This is a genomic window from Streptomyces sp. DvalAA-43, from assembly GCF_900091725.1.
Lineage (GTDB): Bacteria > Actinomycetota > Actinomycetes > Streptomycetales > Streptomycetaceae > Streptomyces > Streptomyces pulveraceus.
In genome coordinates, this window is record NZ_FMBW01000064.1 from 225191 (window position 1) to 243004 (window position 17814).

Sequence of the window (17814 nt, forward strand, 5' to 3'; positions counted from 1 at the left end):
CCCCCACTGGCAGTAGGACACGTCGCAAGCGCCCAACTTATGTGCAGGCAAAGGCCGATGACAAGAGAGCGACGGGCCGCCGGGCACGTCCGGCCCAGCAGCCCCACCACTCGGCCGGGCACATCCGGCCCCACCGCCCCACCGCGCTCGCGTACGGCGGTCACGACACGGGCGCGCCCTCGGCGGAGCGGTGCCGGGCCGCCGCCTCCACGAGAGCGGCCATGACCCGGACGTCCTCGCCCATCTCGGGGTGCCACTGGACCCCGAGCACCAGGCCGTCGTGGCCGGCGAGTTCCACCGCCTCCACGGTGCCGTCGGGCGCGTGGGCGCTCGCCGTGAGGCCGGATCCCAGACGGTCCACGGCCTGGTGGTGGTAGGTGGGTACCACGGTCGGCTCCGCGACGGCCGCCGCGTAGACCGTGCCCGGGACGGGGGTGACGGTGTGCTCGCCGAAGACCCCGGTGCCTCCGGTGTGCCCGTCCAGGTGCTGGTGCAGGGTGCCACCGAGAGCGACATTGAGCAGTTGCATGCCCCGGCAGATGCCCAGGAGCGGGACGCGCAGGTCGATCGCCGCCTCGATCAGCGCGAGTTCCCACGCGTCGCGCGCGCGGGCGGGCGGGCCGGTGCGGGGATCGGGCGACTCGCCGTAGCGGGCCGGTTCGACGTCGGCGCCGCCCGCGATCACCACGCCGTCCAGTGCCGCCACCGCCTCCCGGGCCGCGTCGGCGGTGTCGTCGGGCGGCAGCATCACCGCCAGGCCGCCGGCCGCCCGTACCAGGCGCGGGTAGGAGGCGGGCAGCAGGGCGGCGGGCATCTCCCACACGCCCCAGCGGGCCGGTTCCTGATAGGTGCTGATGCCGATGACGGGCCGGGCCATGGAGCCCCTCCTCCGGTTCGTTCACTGCTCGGTCGTGGTGCGCGCCCTGCCGCGCACGGGCACGGCGGGGGCCGGTGTACGGACAACTCCCCCAGGTCACGTCTGGGTTCGGTCCCGGGACAGTTCGGCCTCGGCCGCCGCCAGGGCGGCGAACTCCTCCTCCGGGGCGCCCGCGACGAGGCGGTGACGGCTGTAGAGGGCGAAGTAGGCCAGTGCCACCACGTACACGCCGAGCGCGATGAACGCCGCGTCCCGGTCCACCAGGAAGGTCGCCACCAGTGCCGAGCATGCCAGGACGAGGGCCACGGACGAGGTGAGCGCGCCGCCTGGTGTGCGGTAGGGCCGTTCGAGCCCCGGTTCGCGGCGGCGCAGCACGATGTGGGAGAGCGCCATCAGGGCGTAGCTGATGGTGGCGCCGAAGACGGCGACGTTCAGCATCCGGCCGCCGTTGCCGATCCAGGCGGCCAGTGTGAAGCCGATCGCGCCGGGAATCAGCAGGCCGAGATAGGGGGACTTGCGGCGGTTGGTCAGCGAGAGGAAGCGCGGCAGATAGCCGGCTCGGGAGAGTGCGAACAGCTGGCGGGACCCGGCGAAGATCAGCGAGAAGAACGAGGCCACCAGGCCCGCCAGGCCCGCGTAGTTGACGAAGCGGCTCAGGCCGGTGGGACCAACGTCGCCCTCCAGCGCGACCACCAGGGGGTTGCCCGCTTCCTGGATGGCCCTGGCGCCCTGGGCGCCGGTGGCGGAGAGGAAGGTGAGGACCGCCAGTCCCACCAGCACGGTCAGCGAGATGGCCAGCGCCCTGGGCATCGACCTGACCGGGTCCTTGGCCTCCTCGGCGGCGAGCGGCACGCCTTCGACGCCCAGGAAGAACCACATGCCGAAGGGGAAGGCGGCCCAGATGCCGAGGAGTCCGAAGGGCAGCCAGGACGAGGAGCCGAGTGCGCCGGTGTCCACCGGGATGTCGTTGAGACGGTCCGGGTCGAAGTCGGTGAACGCGCCGACGGCGAAGACCAGCAGGGCGACCACCGCGACGGCGGTCACGATCAGGCTGAACCGCAGTGCCTCACCGACGCCCCAGAGGTGGATGCCGATGAAGACCGCGAAGCAGGCGAGGTAGACGGGCCAGCCGGAGGCGAGGCCGAACAGGCCGAGCGATTCGACGTAGTCACCGATGAAGAGCGAGATGGCGGCGGGGGCGAGGATGTACTCGATGAGGATGGCCGTGCCGGTCAGGAAGCCGCCCCAGGTGCCCAGGGCGCGGCGCGCGAAGCCGTAGCCGCCGCCGGCGGTGGGCAGGATGGCGGAGAGTTCCGCCAGCGAGAAGACCAGGCAGGCGTACATCAGGCCCATCAGCGCGGTGGCCGCGGCGAGTCCACCGAAACCGCCCTTGGACAGGCCGATGTTCCAGCCGGAGTAGTCGCCGGACACGACATAGGCGACGCCGAGCCCGGTCAGCAGGAGCCAGCCGGCGCTGCCCCGGCGCAGGGTGCGGCGGTGCAGATACGCGTCCGTGCCGGACCCCGCGCCGGCCTTGTCGCCGGGTGGGCTGGTGGGGGTGTCGGTTCCCTGGGCCATGGGGCGCTCCAGATGTGTGTCGACGGCGCTGCGTCGAGGCGGGGGAGGCGGTGAGGGCCTTATCAAAGGTTCACCGGCACACCTTTATGGAACGCCAGGGGGAAACACAAGAGGCGCGCGTTAAACAGCGGTTACGGATGTGCGCCATGCCGGTGACGGGTGCGCCGGGCGCCTCCCCCGAGTCGGCGGACCATCACGGCCGGGCCCTCTTCCCAAGCAATGGTCGGCTGTCATACCTTATGAACCTCGGTGCACCCAAGGAGGAATCCCGTGGCAGACCGCACACCCCCGCTCGCCGTCGAGGAGCTGCGCTCACTCGTCGCGAGCGGGTCCATCGACACCGTCGTCCTGGCCTTTCCCGATATGCAGGGCCGCCTCCAGGGAAAGCGGTTCGCCGCCGGGTTCTTCCTCGACGAGGTTCTGGAGCACGGCACCGAGGGCTGCAACTACCTGCTGGCCGTGGACACCGAGATGAACACCGTCGACGGCTACGCGATGTCCTCCTGGGAGCGGGGGTACGGCGACTTCGCCATGCTCCCGGACGTCGCCACCCTGCGCCTGCTGCCCTGGCACGAGGGCACCGCGCTGCTCGTCGCGGACCTCGCCTGGAACGACGGCAGCCCGGTCGCCGCCGCACCGCGCCAGGTCCTGCGCCACCAGCTGGACCGGCTGGCCGGTCTCGGCTACCGGGCCCAGGTGGGCACGGAGCTGGAGTTCATCGTCTTCAAGGACAGCTACGAACAGGCCTGGGACAGCGGCTACCGCGGGCTGACCCCGGCCAATCAGTACAACATCGACTACTCCATCCTCGGCACCGGCCGCGTGGAACCGCTGCTGCGCCGCGTCCGCAACGAGATGCAGGCGGCCGGGCTGACCGTGGAGTCCGCCAAGGGCGAGTGCAATCTCGGCCAGCACGAGATCGTCTTCCGCTACGACGAGGCGCTGGTCACCTGCGACCAGCACGCGATCTACAAGACGGGCGCCAAGGAGATCGCCGCGCAGGAGGGCGTCTCGCTCACCTTCATGGCCAAGTACGACGAGCGCGAGGGCAACTCCTGTCACATCCACCTCTCGCTGACCGACGGCAACGGTGAGAACGCGATGGCGGGCGACGGCCCGGACGGCATGTCGGAGCTGATGCGGCACTTCCTCGCCGGACAGCTCGCCGCCCTGCGCGACTTCTCCCTGCTGTACGCGCCGAACATCAACTCCTACAAGCGGTTCCAGCCCGGCTCCTTCGCGCCGACCGCCGTCGCCTGGGGGCACGACAACCGCACCTGCTCGCTGCGCGTGGTCGGCCACGGCCGCTCCCGGCGCTTCGAGAACCGGCTGCCCGGCGGCGACGTCAACCCGTACCTCGCCACCGCCGGGCTGGTCGCCGCGGGACTGTACGGCGTGGAGCACGAGCTGACGCTGCCGGAGGTCTGCACGGGCAACGCCTACACCGCCGAGTACGAGCAGGTGCCGACCACCCTGCGCGAGGCCGCCGACCTGTGGGAGGCCAGCCCCATCGCCAAGGAGGCGTTCGGCGAGGAGGTCGTCGCGCACTATCTGAACATGGCGCGTGTCGAACTCGCCGCCTACGACGCCGCCGTGACCGACTGGGAGCTGCGCCGCTCCTTCGAGCGCCTGTGATCTCTCTCCCGTCCCCCACTCCCGATCGAGGCCCGTACGTGTCCCAACAGCCCGCACCGCACAGCCTGGACGTCCTGAACCCGGCCACCGCCGAGGTCATCGCCACCATCCCGGCCGCCACCGCCGCCGATGTCGACGCGGCCGTCGCCCGCGCCACCGTCGCCCAGCGCGCCTGGGCCGCCGCGGCCCCGGCCGACCGCGCCCGGCTGCTCCGCCGGTTCGCCGCCGTCGTCGACGAGCACATCGAGGAACTGGCCCTGCTGGAGGTCCGCGAGGCCGGTCACACCATCGGCAACGCCCGCTGGGAGGCGGGCAATGTGCGCGACCTCCTCGACTACTGCGCGGGCGGCGTCGAACGCCTGCTGGGCCGGCAGATCCCGGTCGCCGGTGGCATCGACTTCACGATCCTGGAACCCCTCGGCGTCGTCGGTGTGATCGCCCCCTGGAACTTCCCGATGCCGATCGCCGCCTGGGGCGCGGCCCCGGCGCTCGCCGCAGGCAACGCGGTTCTGCTCAAGCCCGCCGAGACCACACCGCTGACCGCGCTGCGCCTGGCGGAACTGGCCCTGGAGGCCGGACTGCCCGGCGGGCTGTTCCAGGTGCTGCCGGGCGAGGGGCCGGTGGCGGGCGGCGCCCTGGTGGACCATCCCGGTGTGGCCAAGATCGTCTTCACCGGGTCCACCAGGACCGGCAAGCACATCATGACGCGCTGCGCCGCACGCGTGAAACGCCTCACCCTGGAACTCGGCGGCAAGAGCCCGAACGTGGTCTTCGCCGACGCCGACCTGGAGGCCGCGGCAGCCGCCGCCCCGATGTCCTTCCTGGACAACGCCGGCCAGGACTGCTGCGCCCGGACCCGCATCCTGGTCGAGCGCCCGGTCCACGACCGCTTCCTCGAACTGCTGGCGCCGGCCGTCGCCGCCGTGGTGGTCGGCGACCCGTCGGACGAGAAGACCGGGATGGGCCCGCTGATCTCGGCCGTCCAGCGGGACCGGGTACGGGGCTTCGTGGACGGCCTCGGCGAGGGCGGCCTGCCGGACGGCGTACGCACGATCCTCGGTTCGGCGCCCGACGGGCCGGGGTTCTGGTACCCGCCGACCGTCCTCGCCGGGGTGTCGCCCGAGGCCCCGGTGGCCGTCGACGAGGTCTTCGGCCCGGTCGCCGTGGTACTGCCCTTCGACGACGAGGCGGACGCCGTACGGCTGGCCAACGCGACGGAGTACGGGCTGGCCGGATCGATCTGGACGCGTGACGTGGGCCGCGCCCTGCGGGTCGGCCAGGGCCTGCGGGCCGGAAACCTCTCGGTCAACTCGCACTCCAGCGTCCGCTACGCCACCCCCTTCGGCGGCTACCAACAGTCCGGACTGGGCCGTGAGCTCGGTCCCGACGCACTCACCGCGTTCACCGAAACCAAGAACGTCTTCATCAGCACGGAGGCCTGAGCACCATGACCGACACCACCGCTGTCTGCCGCCGCCTGGTCGGCCGCACCGCCGTAGTCACCGGAGCCGGAAGCGGCATCGGCCTCGCCACCGTCCGGCGTCTGGCCGCCGAGGGCGCGCACGTGGTCTGCGCCGATGTCGACGAGGCGAGCGGCAAGGCCGCCGCCGAGGAGGTCGACGGCCTCTTCGTACGGACCGACGTCACCGACGCCGAGCAGGTGGAGGCGTTGTTCAAGGCCGCGTTCGACACCTACGGCTCGGTCGACATCGCCTTCAACAACGCGGGGATCTCGCCGCCCGAGGACGACTCCATCCTGGAGACCGGGCTCGACGCCTGGCGCCGGGTGCAGGAGGTCAATCTCACCTCCGTCTATCTGTGCTGCAAGGCCGCCATCCCGTACATGCGCCGCCAGGGCAAGGGCTCCATCATCAACACGGCCTCGTTCGTCGCCCGGATGGGCGCCGCCACCTCGCAGATCTCCTACACCGCCTCCAAGGGCGGCGTGCTGGCCATGTCGCGCGAACTGGGGGTGCAGTTCGCCCGTGAGGGCATCCGGGTCAACGCGCTGTGCCCAGGGCCGGTCAACACCCCGCTGCTCCAGGAGCTGTTCGCCAAGGACCCGGAGCGGGCCGCGCGCAGGCTGGTCCACATCCCGGTCGGCCGGTTCGCCGAGCCCACCGAGATGGCCGCCGCCGTGGCCTTCCTGGCCAGCGACGACTCCTCCTTCGTCAACGCCACCGACTTCCTGGTGGACGGCGGCCTCACCGGCGCCTACGTGACCCCTCTCTAGGCCGTACGCGGGCGGGGGACGGGGGACGCCCTGCCGTCCCCCGTCCCCCGCCCGCGACCACCACCCACACCCCAGGAGTGATCTCGGCGTGCCCGTACTCCGTCCCGCACCCCGGTCCGCCCGGCGGGCCGTCACCGCGCTCGCGCTGGCCGCCGCACTGGCCACCGTCACCACACCCGCCCAGGCCCACGACCGCCCCGGTCCCGGCCGCTCCTGTCCGCGACTGACCGTGTCCACCGGCTGGTACGGGGCCAACCAGGCCCGGATCCAGCGGATCATCGACCGGTACGGGAACTGCGCACCGCACCACCGCGACGGCCGGGGCGCGCCGGTGGCCGTCTTCGACTGGGACAACACCGTCATCAAGAACGACGTCGGTGACGCCACCATGTTCTGGCTGCTGCGCAACTCCCGGATCCGGCAGCCCGAGCACGGCGACTGGCGCACCACCAGCCGCTACCTCACCGACGCGGCGGCCCGCTCGCTGCGCGCCGCCTGCCCGGACGGCACCGGCCCCGACCGCACCCTGCCGACCGCGACCGACACGGCCTGCGCCGACGAGATCCTCTCGGTCTACAGCGAGGCCGCCACCACCTCGGGGCAGGACGCCTTCGCCGGCTACGACCGGCGCACGATGGAACCCTCGTACGCCTGGCTGGCGCAGCTGACCCACGGCTGGACGGCCGCGCAGGTGCGTGCCTTCGCCGCCGCGGCCCGCGCCGAGAACCTGGCCGCCCCGGTGGGCGCCACCCAACGGGTCGGCGGCACCACGGACGCCACCGGCTACGTCCGCTACTACGACCAGCAGCGCGACCTGATCCGCACACTGCGCCGGGCCGGGTTCGACGTGTGGATCGTCTCCGCGTCGCCGCAGCCCGTGGTGGACGTCTGGGCCAGGGGTGTCGACGTGGCGCCCGGAAACGTGATCGGCATCCGCTCCACCACCGAGCGGGGCCGCTACACCTCGCACCTGGGCTCCTGCGGCACCGAGCGCCCCGGGGACGACGCGCAGATCACCTACATCGACGGCAAGCGCTGCTGGATCAACAAGGAGATCTTCGGTGTGCGCGGCGCGGCCGCCTCCCGGGTGCAGGCCCCTACGAAGCGGCCGGTGTTCGCGGCCGGGGACTCCGACACGGATGTCTCGATGCTCCGGGACGCGACCGGACTGCGACTGGCCCTCAACCGCAACAAGGCCGAGCTGATGTGCCGTTCCTACGACGATGCGGACGGCAAGTGGCTGGTCAACCCCATGTTCATCGGTCCGAAGGGCCGGATGGACGGCGTCTATCCGTGCGCCACCGCCGCATACACCGCGTCGGACGGGTCATCGCGGCCCGTACGCCGTGGTGACGGCAGTGTGATCCCCGATCAGCGGGACACCGTCTTCGCGGGCTGACCCGCCGGGCGCGCGGGTGCCGGGGCCGACCGCCCCGGCACCCGCGCCCGTGCGCTCAGCCGCTGACGCTTGCCCCGCCGGTCTCGATGTGCCCGGTGTACCGCCGCGACCAGGAGGTGTCGCCGCCGACCGTCACCGTGAAGTCGTACCAGCCGTTGGCCAGCGTCACCGCGTTGAAGTAGTCCTGCTTGCTGCCGCCCGCTACGACGGTGTACCTCCAGGGTCCGTCGCCTCGGTACTGACCGGAGGTCACGGTGAACGTGACGGCGCTCGCCGAGGTGTTGGTGAAGGTGAACCAGAGGGCGGGCCTGCCGGTGTCCGGTGCGTTCTCGTAGCGGGCCGCGACCTCGCAGGACTTGCCCGCGGCCTTGGCGTCGCCGGTGAACCTGCGCAGGAATCTGTTGGGTCCGGCCATGGTGAGGTCGTACTTGCCGTCCCCGTTGCCCGTACCAATGCTGAAGAAGTCCGTGGCGGTGCCGCCCGCGTCCACGGTGTACTGCCACGGCACCGTCGCGCGGTAGGCGTTGGGGTGCACCGAGAAGTGCGCGGCACGGGTCGCCGGTGCGCCCTTGTTGGTCATGGTCAGCCAGATCTTGACCGCTCCCGCGGCACCGAACTCCAGCCGGTCCACATCGCCGCCGGGCTGGTACGGCAGCGCACGGGCGGGCCGGGTGCCGGGCTCCTGCGCGGGCAGTGCGTTGTCCTGCGGGACGGGGTTGGGCAGGGGGCCGCAGGTGCTCAGCCCGATCACCGAGGTGGCCGGCAGGCCGGACGGCACGCCGTTCACCGGGTGGGCGAAGTCGAAGACGCCCGTGAGGTCGCCGCTGACCTTGCGCCGCCAGGCGCTGATGTGGGGGCAGACTGCCGGCTTCCCGATGGCCGCGGTCCAGGTCTCCAGGAAGCGCAGTACGGAGGTGTGGTCGAAGACTTCGGAGGAGACCCAGCCCCCGCGCGTCCAGGGCGACATGACGATCATCGGAACCCGGAAGCCGAGGCCGATGGGCACACCGCCGAGGAATTCGCCCTCGGTTCCGGCGGGCGGCGCGGGCGGCGGCACATGGTCGAAGTAGCCGTCGTTCTCGTCGTAGTTGAGGAAGAGCACCGTGGAGTCGAAGACGTCCTGGTCGGCGGCGAGCGCCCGGTACACCAGATCGACGAAGTGCGCCCCGTCGCCGGGCGGGGCGTAGGGGTGCTCGCAGAACGCCTGACTGGCGACGACCCAGGACACCTGCGGCAGGGTCCCCGCCACCACGTCCGCCCTGATGGCCGCGGCGATGTCATCGGGGGTGGAGCCGCTCACCTTCTTCACCGACGCCATCCCGAGGTCGTGCAGGGGGTCACCGGCCGGGGCGTCCTCGAACTTCCTGAAATAGGCCAGGCCGTTGTCGCCGTAGTTGTCCTCGGCGTTCTGGTAGACGCGCCACGACACACCGGCCCGTTGGAGCGCCTCGGCGTACGCCTCCCAGGTGAGCCCGGACTCGTCACCGCCGTCCTTGCTGGACGCGTCCACCTTGCCGCTCCACAGGAAGGTGCGGTTCGGTCCGGTCGCGCTGAGCGCCGAGCTGAAGTAGGCGTCGCACACCGTGTAGTTGTCGGCGAGCGCGTAGTGGAAGGGGATGTCGGAGCGGTCGAGATAGCCGAGTGTGCGGACATTCCCCACGCCCGCCACCCAGTTGTCCATCCGGCCCTGGTTCCAGGCCGAGTGCTGCGACGTCCAGCTGTGCGGCAGGTCGCCGCTGCACTGGGCGAGCGTCTCGGGGTCGGCGCCGCCCGCCGCCGGTGTGGCGCTGAGCTTCCATGGGTGCTGCCGTCCCGTGCCGTTGGGCTGGTCGAAGACGGTACGGCCACCGGCGAGGGTGATCCCGGACCGGTCCGAGAAGCCGCGTACGCCCTTGAGTCTGCCGAAGTAGTGGTCGAAGCCGCGGTTCTCCTGCATCAGCACCACCACGTGCCGTACGTCCTTGACGGTGCCGGTCGCCGCCGTCGCGGTCGCCGTCCTCGTCCGGACCGCCGCGCCAGCGGGCTCCGCGGGCAGGGCGGCACCCGCCGCCACGCCCGCGCCGAGCGCCACAAAACCCCTTCGGGTGATCGGTGTCATCTGCCTGCCTTCGCCGGGTTCGAATGCGTGGACGTGACCTCGAAGCCAGCGTGGCGCGCCGCATGGTCTGGCACCAGACCTTTGACAGGGGATCGCCTGAGAAATTTCCGATCTGCCCATGATATGCGCTGATCCAAAGGTGCAAATGCATATGTTTGCGAGCTGCATGACAGGGCGGGCCGTGCACCTCGCGGTGCGGCGTCACCCCGGGCACCTTCGGATGTCAGCTGCGCTCCGGCACCGTGCGGTCAGCCACGGCCCTCTCCCCTTCTCCCCGCGCGGACGGCCAGTGCTCCAGCAGGAAGTGCAGGGCCTCCACGGACCGCTCCCAGGACGTCCGCACATCGCGGGGCGCACCGAACCCGCCGCTCGCCTCCAGGGCGCAGTAGCCGTGGAAGGTGCTGCGCAACAGCCGTACCGCGTCCGTGAGATCGGGCTCGGCCAGGCCGTAGGCGCGCAGCATCGCACCCGTGGTCTCGATGGTGCGGTGGTACGCGGACGACCGGGCGACGATCTCGGGAGCGACCCGCATCTGCGTCGCCTCGTACCGTCCGGGCCGCTCCAGCGCGAAGGTCCGGTAGGCGTCGGCGAACGCGACCAGGGCGTCCTTCCCGGCCCGGCCCGCCACGGCGACACCGATCCGGTCGATGAACTCCCCCGCGGCCAGCAGCGCGACCCGGGTCCGCAGGTCCTGCAGATTTCTGACGTGCGAATAGAGGCTGGCGTCCTTGACCCCGAAGCCGCGGGCCAGCGCGGAGATCGTGACCTTGTCGAAGCCGATGGAATCGGCCAGATCGGCTGCCGCCCCCACCACGCGTTCGGTCGTGAGCCCCGCGCGCGCCATCCGCCACCTCCACCGGAATACACCTAGGATATCTAGGTTTTTCCCTAATATACACAGGCACGTCCATCCGGACGATACCGAACAGGCCGTTCCCGTGCCCCGTATCCATACTGAAGATTCCGGCATTGCTGAAGGTCCAGGCATCCCCGAGACAGATTGCAGAGCACACACATGAGCGGCACCGCGCAGATCGGCGTCACGGGGCTCGCGGTCATGGGCCGCAACCTCGCGCGCAACTTCGCCCGGCACGGATTCACGGTCGCGGTGCACAACCGGACCGTCGCCAGGACCGATTCCCTGGTGAGGGAGTTCGGCGACGAGGGCTCCTTCGTGCCCGCGCGCACGCCGGAGGAGTTCGTCGCGGCACTGGAACGTCCGCGCAGGCTCGTCATCATGGTGAAGGCGGGCGATCCCACCGATGCCGTGATCCATGAGTTCGCCCCGCTCCTCGAAGAGGGCGATGTCATCATCGACGGCGGCAACGCGCACTTCGAGGACACCCGCAGACGGGAGAAGGACCTGCGCGAGCGCGGGATCCACTTCGTCGGTGTCGGCATCTCGGGCGGCGAGGAGGGCGCGCTGAACGGGCCGAGCATCATGCCGGGCGGTTCGGCCGAGTCCTATGTGTCGCTGGGGCCCCTGCTGGAGCGGATCGCCGCGAAGGCGAAGGACGGCACCCCGTGCACCACGCACATCGGCCCCGACGGGGCCGGGCACTTCGTGAAGATGGTCCACAACGGCATCGAGTACGCGGACATGCAGCTGATCGCGGAGGCGTACGACCTGCTGCGCGCCGTGGCGGGCTACTCCCCCGCGAAGATCGCCGAGACCTTCCGCAGCTGGAACACCGGCCGTCTCGACTCGTATCTGATCGAGATCACGGCGGAGGTCCTCGCCCACACCGACGCGGCCACCGGGAAGCCCTTCGTCGACATCGTGCAGGACCGGGCTGAGCAGAAGGGCACGGGCCGCTGGACGGTGCAGATCGCCCTGGATCTGGGGGTGCCGGTCTCGGGCATCGCCGAAGCCGTCTTCGCCCGTTCGCTGTCCGGGCACGCCGATCTGCGCGAGGCCGCGCGGGACCTGCCGGGTCCGTCGACCACCCCGCTCGGCGAGGAGGCGGCCGCGGCCTTCGCCGACCGGGTGGAGCAGGCGCTGTACGCGTCCAAGATCGTCTCGTACACGCAGGGGTTCCACCAGATCCGGGCGGGCAGCGCGGCGTACGACTGGGACATCGATCTCGGCGCGGTGGCGGCGATCTGGCGGGCCGGCTGCATCATCCGGGCCGCGTTCCTGGACCGGATCCGGGCGGCCTACGACGCCCGTCCCGACCTGCTGAGCCTGCTCTCGGACCGGCAGTTCGCCGAGGAGATCGGCGCGGCCCAGGACGACTGGCGCGCGGTGGTCGCCGAAGCGGTGCGGCAGGGCGTGCCGACGCCGGGGTTCGCCGCCGCGCTGGCGTACTACGACGGCCTGCGCGCCGACCGGCTGCCCGCGGCGCTCACCCAGGGGCAGCGCGACTTCTTCGGCGCCCACACCTATCGCCGTACGGACCGCGAGGGCTCCTTCCACACGCTCTGGGGCGGTGACCGGTCGGAAGTCGCGGCGGGCTGACGCCGGAGGGGCACCGTGGCCGATCCGGGCAGGGCGGTGCGCTCCCCGTCCTCGGCAGGCGGGGCGAGGTACCGTCGTCGTGGTCGCCCGGCCGGGCGACCCGGGGTGCGGCGGAGTCCTGCCTGTGCGTTAGTAGCAGCAGGCCCCTTGTCGTCGCCCCCGTCGCGAACCTGTCGCCCTTGCCCGCCCTTGCCGTACCAGGGAGCCCACGCATGCCCGACGCCACCCCGGACACCACCCCGGAGCCGGCCGCGCCCCAGCCCGTCGTCGCGCCGCTGACCAGCGCCGCGCTGATCCTGGTCGCCACGATCGAGCCCGGCGGCGAGTCCGCCGTGCGCGAGGTGCTGCCGGATCTCGCGGCGTTCGCCCGCTCCATCGGCTTCCGGTACCCCGAGGCAGGCCTGGTCTGTGTGACCGGCTTCGGATCCGGAGCCTGGGACCGGCTGTTCGCCGGCCCGAGGCCGGACCGGCTCCACCCGTTCCAGGAGTTGCACGGCGCCCGGCACCACGCCCCCGCCACCCCGGGTGATCTGCTGTTCCACATCCGGGCCGAACGGATGGACGTCTGTTTCGCCTGGGCCGGCCGCCTGCTCGACCGGCTCGGCGGAGCGGTGACGGTCGTCGACGAGACGCAGGGATTCCGTTACTTCGACCACCGGGATCTGCTCGGCTTCGTCGACGGCACGGAGAACCCGGTGGGGGCGGACGCGGAGTCGGCGGCCCTGGTCGGCGCCGAGGATCCCGCGTTCGCGGGCGGCAGTTACGTCGTCGTGCAGAAGTATCTCCACGACCTCGCCGCCTGGAACGCGCTGAGCACGGAGGAGCAGGAGCGGGTCATCGGCCGCACCAAGCTCGACGACATCGAGTTCGCCGACGACGTCAAGCCCGCCGACTCCCACATCGCCCTCAACACGATCACCGACCCGGACGGCACGGAGCGCGACATCCTGCGCGCCAACATGCCGTTCGGCAGCTTCGGGCAGGGCGAGTTCGGCACGTACTTCATCGGTTACGCCGCCGATCCCGAGGTGACCGAGCAGATGCTCCGCAATATGTTCCTCGGCAGTCCGCCCGCCACGCACGACCGCATTCTCGACTTCTCGACCGCGGTCACCGGCACGCTCTTCTACGCCCCCAGCGCCGACTTCCTCGACGCCCCGCCGCCCTCGCCCTCGTCGGCCGGGGCCGAGGCCCTGCCGGAGCCCGCGTCCGCGCCGGTGACGGCGAAGGCCCCGGACCCGGCCCGCCCGGCCGAGGGTTCGCTGCACATCGGCAGCCTGCAAGAAAGCGCCCAGTGATGAACAACCTCCACCGCGAACTCGCCCCAGTCACCGAAGCCGCCTGGAACCAGATCGAAGAAGAGGCCCGGCGCACCTTCAGCCGCCATGTGGCGGGCCGCCGGGTCGTCGATGTGACCGACCCGTCCGGCCCCGGGCTGGCGGCCATCGGCGACGGCCATCTGCGCGACATCGACCCGCCCGCTCCGGACGTCATCGCCCGCGCCCGCACCTCGGTGCCGGTCATCGAGTGGCGGGTGCCGTTCACGGTGACCCGGTCGGCCGTGGACGACGTCGAGCGCGGCTCGGACGACAGCGACTGGCAGCCCGTCAAGGACGCGGCCCGCACCTGTGCGTTCGCGGAGGACATGGCGATCATCGACGGGTACGCCTCGGCCGGGATCACCGGGCTCCGGGACGGCTCCTCGCACAGGCCGCTGACGCTGCCCGCGGATGCCCGCGACTACCCGACCACCGTCAGCCAGGCACTGACCCAGCTACGGCTGGCCGGAGTCGACGGCCCGTACCGGCTGCTCCTCGGCGCCGACGCCTTCACCGAGGCCACCGAGACCTCCGACCACGGGTACCCGGTGGCCACCCATCTGGCCCGGCTGCTCGACGACCAGATCCTGTGGGCGCCCGCCGTCACGGGCGGTGTGCTGCTGTCCACCCGTGGCGGCGACTTCGAGCTGTGCCTCGGCCAGGACCTCTCCATCGGCTACCAGGACCATGACGCGACCGGCATCCGGCTCTACTTCCATCAGGCCTTCACCTTCCGGATGCTGACGCCCGAGGCCGTGGTCCCGATCATCGCCTGAGAGCCTGTCGGGTGACCGCGTCCGTCATCCGGTCCGAGGTCACCCGACAGGCTCCGAGGCGCTACCTCCGGTGCCCGGTCGCCCTGACGCTCCAGGTCAGGCTGTCGGTGGCCAGGGCGCGCACGGCGGGGTCGTGGATGGCGTCCGTACGGTCCACGGCCTCGGCGGTCACCTTGTGGCCGCGGCCGTCCGGGCGTACGCCCAGCGATGCGGGGGTGACGGAGGTGCGTCCCCGGGCGAAGACCTTCTCCACTCCGTCCACGTACCAGCGCAGATCGATCCTGGCGAGACCGGTGGCGGCGCCGGGCCGGTGGGGGCGGTGCCCGGCGGTCCCCAGGTCCGCGGGCTTCACGGCGATGCGCCGGCCCGGTCCGACGGCGGTGCCGGTGTCGACGGCGCTGCTCAGTGCGTTGCCCGCGCGGTAGAACCCGGCGATCATCGCCTCCCGGCCCGGCAGGTTGAACTCGGTGTTGCTCAGCTCCCGCATGATCGACGAGTCGGTGGGGCGGTAGAGCCCGAGCGGGTAGTAGGCGCTGCCCTCGTACGCACCGACCGAGCCGCCCGCCGGGTCGGTCTGCCCGAGCCAGCGGTACCACTTGGCGCGCTTCTCGGTGAGCTGCGCTGGCGTGTAGGTGGTGGAGTTGATCCCGCCCGGTTCGCCGCCGGTCCAGGTCCCGTACTCGTCGTAGGTGTACTCGTCGTCCAGCAGGCCCACCGAATGCCCTATCTCGTGGGCGGCTATCAGGCTGGACGAGGGGTGGTCGGAGGAGAGGGTGGAGACGCCGTTGAAGGGGTGGCCCTCGGCCTGGAGTCCGGAGTAGCCCGCGCCGCCGTACTTGGTGGAGTTGGCGATGACGACCACGAGGTCGGCGGCGGGTGCCTCGGCGGCGTACGCGGCCACCTTGTCGATGTCGGCGCAGATCAGCCGCTCGATGTCGGAGCACCAGAAGTAGCTGCCGAGCGCGGTGTCCTTGACGGTGTCCGGACCGGGGTCGCCGCTGATGCCGGAGTCGTGGGAGACCGCGTCGACGGTCCACACGTTGAACAGGCCCTGGTAGCTCTTGTAGGGCTCCAGAGCGGTGATGTCGGCCCATTTGGCGGTGGCGTCCGCGTGGAAGTCGTCCTGCTGGTCCGCCGTGTAGCCGTCGCCGATGATCACGACGTCAAGGCGGTCGTCGGACGGGCCGGTCACCGCCTGTTCGCCCACCGTGCCGTCGACGGCGGCCTCGGCCGCGCTCAGTGCGGCGGCCGCGCCCTTCCGGGCGGGGGCGGCGGCCGGGACCTCGACGGTCCGGCCCGAGCCGCCCGGATCGGGGAAGTACTCGGCCGCGACACGATGGCCCGGATCGGTTCCCGCGGGGGCGGCCGACGCCGGTGCGGTGGTGGCGGTCGCCGCCAGGAGACCGGCGAGGGCGAGCCCCGCCGTGACTCCTGCCGTTCGGCGCGTGCGCGGGCGTATGCGCATGGACAACTCCTTCGGGTCCGGGGGGACTTCCAGGGCACGACCAGCGCGTAACCCATGAGTTAACTCGACTTAATGCGATGCTTAACCTAGAGGTGTGCGGACCGTCGAACAAGGCCCGGACACCGGGTGGCCGACGCCCGTATCCGGGCATTTACGATGCAGGGACCGCATTTCGAGGCGGTGCGAGGCGGAAGGGCGGCGCGATGAACGCGAGACGCACGGCGGGACGGGAGGCGGGGCCGGACGAGGACCCCGGAGCCGTCGGCCGCCGCGTCCAGCAGCTGCGCACCGAACGTGGTCTGACGCAGCGACAGCTGGCGGAGCCCGCCTACACCCCGGCCTATGTCTCCACCCTGGAGGCCGGCCGGGTACGCCCATCGGAGGCGGCCGTACGCCACCTGGCGGACCGGCTCGGCGTCACGTACGAGGAACTGGCGACCGGCCGCCCCGCCCATCTGGCGACCGCTCTGCGGCTGGGGCTGGTCGAGGCCCAGCGGACACTCGCCACCGGAGCCGCCGAGGACGCCGCCGCCGCCTACGCCCGGCTGCTCGACGAGGCCGGCCGGCACGGGCTCGACGACGAACGCGCCTCGGCCGTGCTCGGCCTCGGCCACTGCGCCCTGGAGACGGGCGATCTACCGTCGGCCCGCGAGCACTTCGAGGCCGCGGAGCGGCTGCTCGCCGAAGCCCCGCTCCCCCGGCGCGCCCCGGCCGTCCGGGGCAGGGCGGTCGCCCATCTGCTGGCCGGCGAACTCCGGTACGCGTGCTACCTGCTGGAGAGCGCCATCGACGCGCTGAACACCTCCGGCCTCCAGGAACCCGGCGCGCTCCTGCTGCTGTACACGGCCGCGATCGCCCCGTACATGGACATGGGCGCCCACGCCCGCGCCGCCCAGGCGGCCGAGCTGGCGCTGGCCCTCGCGCCGCAGGTCTCCGATCCGGAGCTGGTCGCCGGACTGCACCGCAGCGTCGCCCGGACGCTCCTGGCGGCGGGCCGCACCGCGGAGGCGGACGCCTCGCTCTCCCGGGCGGCCGAGATCTACCAGCAGCTCCAGATCCGCACGGAGCTCGCGCACTGCCGCTGGATGCGCGGCTATGTGCACGCGCAGGACGGCGATCTGTCCGGCGCCGAGACCGAACTGCGTGCCGCCCGCGACATGCTGGCGTCGAAGCGGGCCTCCCTCTACACGGCGCAGGTCGAGGTGGAGCTGGCCGATGTACTGCGCCGCCGCGGCAAGGCCTCCCAGGCCAAGGAGCTGCTGCACAGACTCCTCGGCGAACTGCACCCGGACCGGGGCTCGGTCCACGCGGGCGGCGCCCATCGGCTGCTCGGCCTGATCCACGAGGAACAGGGCGAGCCGGAATCCGCCGAGGAGCACTACGTCACCGCGCTGGCCCTGCTGGAACGGGCGGGTGCCGCCGGCGACCTCGCGGACATCTGCCGGCTCCTGGGCGACCTGCTGCGCCGCACGGGCCGGACCGAGGCCGCCATGGACGCATACCGCACCGGCCTCGGCCACCGCGCCTCCCCCGGCACCACCACCCTGGGCCCGTCCCCGGCCCGCCCACCCACGGCCTGACCCCGGCCGGGTGGAGAGCTCAACGGCTCGTCGGGATTGCCCCGCTTCGGACGCGGGCCAGGACCGTCAGCCGGCGACGCCCTTCCCGGCGGAGGCCCGGATCAGGTCACCCGGGCCTCCGTGGTCATCGGGCCTGCTGGGGTGACGGCTGCGGTTCAGGTGCGGGCTCGGGCGGCGGCTGGGGGATCGGGTCCGGGGACGGGCCGGGCGGGACGGGGCCGGGTGGTGGGGGTGGCGGCTCCGGCAGCGGGGGCGGCGGGCCGGGCAGCGGCCCGGGGGTGGGCGCCGGGGGCACCGGGTCGGGGTACGGGTTCGTCATCGGGGGCCTCCGAAGGGGGCGGGGGTCTCCTTCCACCGTCTCCCGGAGCGGCTGCCCGCGCCTGGTGAGGCCCTGCG

At 72.0% G+C, this 17814-nt stretch carries 13 protein-coding genes; 8 read left to right on the forward strand and 5 right to left on the reverse strand.

The features are described 5' to 3' along the window. Nucleotides 1-160: 160 nt before the first annotated feature. Both GA0115234_RS26885 and eat read right to left on the reverse strand, forming a co-directional pair. Nucleotides 161-877, reverse strand: a complete 717-nt coding sequence (locus tag GA0115234_RS26885; protein ID WP_093546726.1) for a gamma-glutamyl-gamma-aminobutyrate hydrolase family protein — start codon at nucleotides 875-877, stop codon at nucleotides 161-163. A 96-nt stretch (nucleotides 878-973) separates the two neighbouring features. Then, nucleotides 974-2455, reverse strand: coding sequence for an ethanolamine permease (eat, locus tag GA0115234_RS26890; protein WP_093546729.1), 1482 nt, complete (start codon nucleotides 2453-2455; stop codon nucleotides 974-976). Between the two features lie 270 nt (nucleotides 2456-2725). On the opposite strand from eat, the gene GA0115234_RS26895 reads away from it, so the two are divergent. The 4 genes from GA0115234_RS26895 to GA0115234_RS26910 all read left to right on the forward strand — a co-directional run bounded on the left by GA0115234_RS26895 (nucleotide 2726) and on the right by GA0115234_RS26910 (nucleotide 7722). Next, entirely contained in the window at nucleotides 2726-4090 is a 1365-nt protein-coding gene (locus GA0115234_RS26895; protein ID WP_093546732.1) for a glutamine synthetase family protein, read from the forward strand. A 38-nt stretch (nucleotides 4091-4128) separates the two neighbouring features. Further along, a complete protein-coding gene (locus tag GA0115234_RS26900) occupies nucleotides 4129-5532 on the forward strand; it encodes an aldehyde dehydrogenase family protein (protein WP_093546735.1) in 1404 nt (467 codons plus the stop codon). Between the two features lie 5 nt (nucleotides 5533-5537). After that, on the forward strand, nucleotides 5538-6323 hold the full coding sequence (locus GA0115234_RS26905) for a 3-oxoacyl-ACP reductase (RefSeq protein ID WP_093546738.1): 786 nt from the start codon (nucleotides 5538-5540) through the stop codon (nucleotides 6321-6323). Nucleotides 6324-6411: 88 nt separating this feature from the next. Further along, nucleotides 6412-7722: a haloacid dehalogenase-like hydrolase gene (locus GA0115234_RS26910; protein ID WP_093546741.1), complete on the forward strand. Its 1311-nt coding sequence runs from the start codon at nucleotides 6412-6414 to the stop codon at nucleotides 7720-7722. A 55-nt stretch (nucleotides 7723-7777) separates the two neighbouring features. On the opposite strand, the gene GA0115234_RS26915 is transcribed toward GA0115234_RS26910, so the two are convergent. Together GA0115234_RS26915 and GA0115234_RS26920 are read right to left on the reverse strand one after the other, a co-directional pair. Continuing rightward, nucleotides 7778-9820, reverse strand: coding sequence for a phosphocholine-specific phospholipase C (locus tag GA0115234_RS26915; protein WP_093546744.1), 2043 nt, complete (start codon nucleotides 9818-9820; stop codon nucleotides 7778-7780). 223 nt (nucleotides 9821-10043) lie between these two features. After that, on the reverse strand, nucleotides 10044-10664 hold the full coding sequence (locus GA0115234_RS26920) for a TetR/AcrR family transcriptional regulator (RefSeq protein WP_093546747.1): 621 nt from the start codon (nucleotides 10662-10664) through the stop codon (nucleotides 10044-10046). Between the two features lie 171 nt (nucleotides 10665-10835). On the opposite strand from GA0115234_RS26920, the gene gndA reads away from it, so the two are divergent. The 3 genes from gndA to GA0115234_RS26935 all read left to right on the forward strand — a co-directional run bounded on the left by gndA (nucleotide 10836) and on the right by GA0115234_RS26935 (nucleotide 14373). After that, entirely contained in the window at nucleotides 10836-12278 is a 1443-nt protein-coding gene (gndA, locus tag GA0115234_RS26925; RefSeq protein WP_093546750.1) for an NADP-dependent phosphogluconate dehydrogenase, read from the forward strand. 212 nt (nucleotides 12279-12490) lie between these two features. Beyond that, the gene (locus tag GA0115234_RS26930) at nucleotides 12491-13576 is read left to right on the forward strand and encodes a Dyp-type peroxidase (RefSeq protein ID WP_093546753.1); all 1086 of its coding nucleotides are present in this window, start codon (nucleotides 12491-12493) and stop codon (nucleotides 13574-13576) included. Further along, nucleotides 13576-14373, forward strand: a complete 798-nt coding sequence (locus tag GA0115234_RS26935) for a family 1 encapsulin nanocompartment shell protein (RefSeq protein WP_093546756.1) — start codon at nucleotides 13576-13578, stop codon at nucleotides 14371-14373. The genes GA0115234_RS26930 and GA0115234_RS26935 overlap by 1 nt, the downstream gene beginning before the upstream one ends. Nucleotides 14374-14434: 61 nt before the next feature. Here the strand turns inward: GA0115234_RS26935 and GA0115234_RS26940 are convergent, their stop codons facing one another. Then, nucleotides 14435-15838 (reverse strand): M64 family metallopeptidase, encoded by a 1404-nt coding sequence (locus tag GA0115234_RS26940; protein ID WP_093546759.1) that lies wholly within the window; start codon nucleotides 15836-15838, stop codon nucleotides 14435-14437. A gap of 203 nt (nucleotides 15839-16041) precedes the next feature. Here GA0115234_RS26940 and GA0115234_RS26945 point away from each other — a divergent pair, with 203 nt between their 5' ends. Continuing rightward, nucleotides 16042-17418 (forward strand): helix-turn-helix domain-containing protein, encoded by a 1377-nt coding sequence (locus GA0115234_RS26945; protein ID WP_093546762.1) that lies wholly within the window; start codon nucleotides 16042-16044, stop codon nucleotides 17416-17418. Nucleotides 17419-17814 lie beyond the last annotated feature (396 nt).